Raw genomic sequence first — 6,088 nt, forward strand, 5'->3', positions numbered from 1 at the left:
GCTGGTTACCAAGGTCCTTTTGCCAGGACCGATGGTCTCTACTTCCGAGGCGGTTCTTCCGGAAGGAATCCATGACCAAGCCTCAACACGCGGGGGAACGGCGGAGTCGTCCATCCCCGCCGAGCACAAGGCCCATGCTCTTGGACTCGCCTCCGCGACGGGCTTCGTGATCGTAGGCATCACCGGAACTTACATCCTCACGAGGCGGCCGGGCGTGCTCGCCGGAGCGGGGCACCTGCGCACGATCGACGCCGCCGACGCCCACCAGGTCGGCCGGCGCGCCTACCCCCCGGCGGGATGTGGACCTGCTACGTCTGGCATGCCACCGAGGTTGGCGGAAGTCACGCAGAATCCAGGTCCGTACCCTGGAGTGAATGACGCTCCCTCACTCCGTCCCTGATCCATACGTCGAATAGGCCGACCGTCAATGATGATCGACTACAATGTCAGCGACCATTGGTCGGAGGACGACCCTGACTGGCTGAAGTCTTTGGTGTCGTCTCTCGATCAGAACCATGGCGCCAGCACCGTCCTGCCGCTCACGGTCATCGTCGAGGAGATCACCGAGTGGGTCGAACTCGCCAGCGGCACCGACGCCTGGAAGAAGCCCACCAACCGGAACTCACTCCAACGGGACCTCGATGAGTCGGTGGGGGCAATCGGTTCATCGCTTCATGCGCACATCGATGGACCACTCGCCGCCTTCCAGAGGGCCTTTGCGAAACTCACTCGTAGCACTCCGGCGGTCCTCAGCCAGCCCCCTGGAACTCGCGTCGACGCCGTCTGGACGGAAACGCTCTCAACCGCCCGCAACTTGTTGAACGCTCTCGACTCGGACCAAGCCGTGCGCGCGAGCTGGGACGACCTGGTCGCGACGGCCCAGGATCGAACCCTTGCCCGACGCGAATACCGCCCGATCGCTGAACTACTGTTCGAGCAGTTGCGGCGAGGCCTCAGAGCTGAGTCGACGTTCCGCGATCTTGTCTCGATCGTCGCATACGGTCGAGACCCTGATGAGATTCCCGTCGGCACGAAGGACACACCGCTCGCAGAGCGGCTTGCGAACGCCCGCGCCTTCGTCGGGACACCCGCCGCGGTCGAGCCGACCGTCGTCTGGCTCGGGTACCAGGGTCGGATCCATCTCCACCTCTCCGCAGGGCGCGTGTCGTTCATCGATGCGCATTGGGCAGTACCGAACGCAGGGCCAGATGGGCAGGACTTCGAGCACAAGGCAGAGCTCTGGGAGCTCGTTCAGCACGGCCACGTGTTCAAGGTCGCAAAGCGAATGGACGAGGAATCCGATGTCGACTTCCTGGTGCGCGTCGACCTCGGTGACACAACGGCTGCCGGCGCGGTTGCGCGTGCCGTCGACATCGTGAACACGATCCTGAACGTGGCGATCCACAACGCGGGCGGGATTCGTCCACACCTTGCTCAATACGGCCTCATTCGCTCAGGGAGGTCCGGCTCCTTCAATTTCATGGTCGCCACGCGCGACACCGGCTTTTCGGACGACCACTACGGGGCACAGATCACCGCCGACGCGATCGAGACGTATGGGCCGCGGATTGCAGAGGCACTCGCCCGCGAAGAACTCCCCCGGTTCCTCGCTGCGGCCATCGAGGTGCAGACGACTGCCGATCGCCCGTTCAGCCGCGACATGGCGCTGCGCAAGCCCTCTGAAGCCGACATCAGCAGCGTGATACCGCTTGCCGACCGCGTCGTACAGCACGTCGCGGCGCACGCGGCGATGAACCCGAACGATTTGTTCAGTCTGCTACAGGAGCGCTGGCCACACGCCCGGTGGCTTGCAGACCTTCGACGTGCGGCGGGGATGTGCCTGATCGGCGGCGGTCGGCGCGACGACGTACTCCACGAACTTACCGTGGAATGGTTTTCAGATAGACCGAAGCAGCCGTGGATCCTGTTCCTCGCGGATCGAGCCGACGACGTCATCTCGCTGTGCCGCTTGGAACACGAGCGTGCCTGGATCGCGCGAATGTTCGCGAGCGTCAGCGATCACGCCATCTACAGCACCCTGATCGACGAGTACACAGCCGAGGGCAAAGTACTGGAAGCACGCCGTCGCCGCGTCCGCAACGCGTTGGTTCACGGCAACCCCGCCAGCTTCACGGTGGTAGCGTCCGTGCGCGAGTACGCTGAGTTCCTGGGCGGCAGCGCCCTCAACCTGGGGCTGGAGTCCTACGTCGAAGGCACGGCGCCTGCCACAGCATTGGCGACCAGAACGGACGAATTCACCGCGATGCAGAGCGGGCAGGATGCCGCGACCTACTGGCGTGCTCGCATCGCGGCGGAGGGGTGGCCCACCTCATAGCTTGAGATACCGTTGCGGGAGGGCGGCGTTTGCCCAAAAGTTGGCGCCTAACTGCCGCGGTCGCCACCCGCCGCTGTGGCGCGGGTCGTGAGCGTGCCGTCGTCGGCAGTAGCGGTGCACCGCGCCTTCCGTTGGTGGTGGTCCGGACCGTAGCAGCGTCCGTTCCGGGATCAGCAGGTCGGGCGGCGGTCATGACCGCCGCCCGGCTGACGTACGGCAGCATGAGCGCGTGTCCTCGTCGTGGAGCGGAAGCCCCGATCCACTGCCCCCTCACTTCCAGGTCGCCTGGCGCCTCCTCACCGCCGCCGACCTCGGGCGGCAACTCAACACCTGCCTGGTGGCCATCCGCCTCGGCGGTTCTCCGGCCAGCCAGGCCTGACCGTCGGGAAACCGCGCCCCGGCGGAACCCGGCACGCCGGTTGACGTCTTGCTCGCTTATTCGGCAGCTCATCGCATTCAGGATTCGTTGGTCGGCGAGCCTGCAGCGGAGACCGAAAAGAGTGCATCATACTGGAGCCTAGCCGATGACTGAGAGCACCGTACCGAGACTCAAGCCATCCCATGACGGCACACGCTGCGGAGGCCTCCACCTCCGCGGTCGCAGGACACCGAAATAAGTGAGCAGCTGGAGGACCGGAATGACCGACACTGACGTGGAACACCAGCAGGCCAGTGATTCCGCGGCTGGTCGGCATGCCGTCAGTGACGACCCTGCTAACACCTCGGCAAGTTTGGCAAACGCTCCAAGTTCTCCCAGGCTTCAGTCTTTGACCTCCAGGTATGTAGCCGAGCAGCACGAAACCTATCTACGACATCTGCGGGAAGTGACGAAGGATCCGAAGAACCGCAACATTGCGCTGACGGGCCGCTACGGAACCGGCAAATCGAGCGTCCTCGACCAGTTCGAGTCCGAGAACGAGCACACGACGCTCCGTCTGACGATTTCCACCCTCGGTCCCACTTCGAAGGAGGAGAGCCTTACCAACCGCATTCAGAAGGAACTCGTCAAGCAACTGCTCTACCGAGCACCTCCTCGCAAAATGCGCTTCTCACGCTTTAACCGGATCACACCGCTCTCCCGGACGCGTGCCGCGATCGAAGCGTCCGCCGCGGTCGGCGTCCTCGGCTTGATTTTGTGGTTCCTCGGATGGCTACCCAGGGTCGCTGGGACGGGTGCCGGGCACCACTGGCTGCTCCGGGCTGCGGCCGGCGTCGGGTTCGCCGTGCTCGCTATCGTGGTGGTCACCGTGCTGCGCCTGGTCATCTACGGCCGATTCGTCATCTCGGACGTATCGGCTGCCGGTGCCACGGTCAAGCTGACGCGGGAGACATCGACGTACTTCGACGAGTATCTGGAAGAGATAGTCTACTTCTTCGATGAGAACTTTCCGGAACTTGTTATCTTCGAGGACCTCGACCGGTTTGACGACCCCCACATCTTCGAAGCACTACGCGAACTGAACACCCTGCTTAACAACACGAGCGAACGTGTCAGCAGGAGGACACCACTGCGGTTCGTCTACGCGATCAAGGACAGTCTGTTCGAACGACTGGGAACCGACCCCGAGACGACACCGGACGCCGCGGCCGCCGAGACCGTGCGCGCCAACCGCACGAAGTTCTTCGATGTCGTGATCCCCATCGTCCCGTTCCTCTCACACCGGAACGCCCGAGAACTTCTGGATGGACTCCTCAAGGCCGGCAAGTTAACCGAGATCGATCGGGACCTGGTCACGCTGGTGGCCCAACACGCAACCGACATGCGACTTCTGAAAAACATCTGCAACGAGTACGCCGTCTTCGCCGAGCGACTCCTGGCTTCCGGCAAAACCGCACCAGGACTGACTCCCAGCGATCTCTTCGCTCTGGTCGTTTACAAGAACTTTCACCTGAAGGACTTCGAGGAGATCGCACGTCGGAACAGTGCCCTCGACGTCCTCTACGACTGCCGACGGGACCTGGTGCGAGCAGCGATCAACCACTGCGAACGACGCAAGCGTGAACTGTTATCTGCACCTGGGAAACATCGGGCGATGGCCGACGTGGCGAATCGACTAGGTAGGCAACTCATCGAGGTCGGGTCCGCACTCAGAAGCGTCTCCGGGTGGGCAGGATGGCCATACCTTGCGTTCCGGGTCGATTCGAATCGATACTCGCAAAACTCCGTTGATTCGTATGAATTTTGGGTTACGGCAACGCGCACGGGCAGGATCGACGTTCTGGCAACCAACGACCCGTCAGCAGGCCACGAGAACATCTTGATCAGGCTGGACCAGGAACAGATCCGCACGCTCTTCCCGGAAGCAACGGGTGCCGATCAGTGGGCCGTGGTCGACGCCGATACGAACCGGGAAGCCATCGACCAACTCGACTCGGACATCAGATTTCTTCGAGGAGCAGATTTTTGCGACCTCGCGCAGGTAGACCGGTTCACGCTCCCCCTCGAGGCTGGTAGAGCGACCTTCGCCGACGTGATCGACACGGCCATGAAGTCGCAACTGGCCCGCGAACTGGTGAAGCGGGGCTACCTGAACCGCAACTTCGCTCTGTACGCGGCGCAGTTCTACGGTGACTTCACCGGTCTCGACGTGGCCAACTTCATCGTGCAAGTGGTGCAGCCTAACAGGATGGAGATCGATTTCGATTTCAAGACGCCGGCTTCCATCGAGAACCTACTGAAAGAGGTATCCCGGGACTTCACGCGTACCGTCAGCGCCTACAACATAGAAATCCTGGACTATCTGCTCGAACAGCGCGACATCCGGGGAGAAGAAATTATCGATACGATCGTGTCGAACTTCGGAGACCACGCACGGCAGTTCCTCGATGCCTATCTTAATTCCGGTTCCCAACGTTCCCGTCTCGCGGCCCTGCTGAGCAGGCACCCCTGGTCGGAGGTGTTCACCTACCTCGTCCGGAACGAGAACGTCCCCGAGAACATCAGATCTGCTCTCGTCGGCGCCGCTCTCCAGAACGCCCGGGACGGCAAAGCCTACGAACTCGGCACCGGCTTCCGCGATTTCGTCACCGCGAACTACCGCGATATGGATGCCTTCACCAGTCACCAACCTGCTGAAGTGGCCGACACAATCGTTTCGCTGATCAAAAGGGCGCAGATCATCCTTCCTGAGCTCGCTGGGCTTGCCGAGGCGATCCGGGTTCGCGTCGTGCGCGAGCACCTGTACCAGTTGACGGGTGACAATCTGCGCGTCGCACTGGGCGGTACCGAAGACATCAGTCTCGATCAGGTCCACAAGAACGCCGACGTCTACGAACTATGCCGGCTGCGACCGGAGGAGTACTTCGCGGCGGTGGCGGCCGACGCTCGCACCAAGCACTCCGTGAACCACGCAACGACCCTGGCCAAGGTCCTAACCGAGGTAGTCGAAAGTTGGGAGGCGGCCCAGGTACGCGAGCTGATCGCGACGACAGCACCGGAAGCCCGGCTGGAGCAGATCGACACCGCTCCCGAGTCCTGCTGGCCCGACCTCGCGGCTTACCGGCTCTTTCGGGCGACGGTAGAGAACGTGCAGGCCTATCGCAGCACGATCGGATCCATCGATCAGAATCTCGCCGACCTGCTGGTCGGAGCAGGGAAGATCGACACCGGGGCAGAAGACGAAGATGTGCGGCGGAACGTCGCTGTCAACGTCCTCAACGCGTCCGACACCATTCCCCGCGCAGACCGCCGGGTCAACTTGGTCGCCACTCTCGCTCTCGAGGAGTACCTGTCGCCAGTGGAGATCGAGCCCG

At 62.6% G+C, this 6,088-nt stretch carries 2 protein-coding genes; both read left to right on the forward strand.

Annotated features, from left to right (window positions below; all coding sequences use genetic code 11):
* The first annotated feature begins 427 nt into the window (after positions 1 to 427).
* A complete protein-coding gene (locus tag FHX82_RS36375) occupies positions 428 to 2,335 on the forward strand; it encodes a hypothetical protein (RefSeq protein ID WP_145933480.1) in 1,908 nt (635 codons plus the stop codon).
* A gap of 638 nt (positions 2,336 to 2,973) precedes the next feature.
* On the forward strand, positions 2,974 to 6,088 hold a 3,115-nt coding region (locus tag FHX82_RS36380; protein WP_183177075.1), incomplete at its 3' end, for a YobI family P-loop NTPase.

The organism is Amycolatopsis bartoniae (assembly GCF_014191255.1).
Classification (GTDB): domain Bacteria; phylum Actinomycetota; class Actinomycetes; order Mycobacteriales; family Pseudonocardiaceae; genus Amycolatopsis_E; species Amycolatopsis_E bartoniae.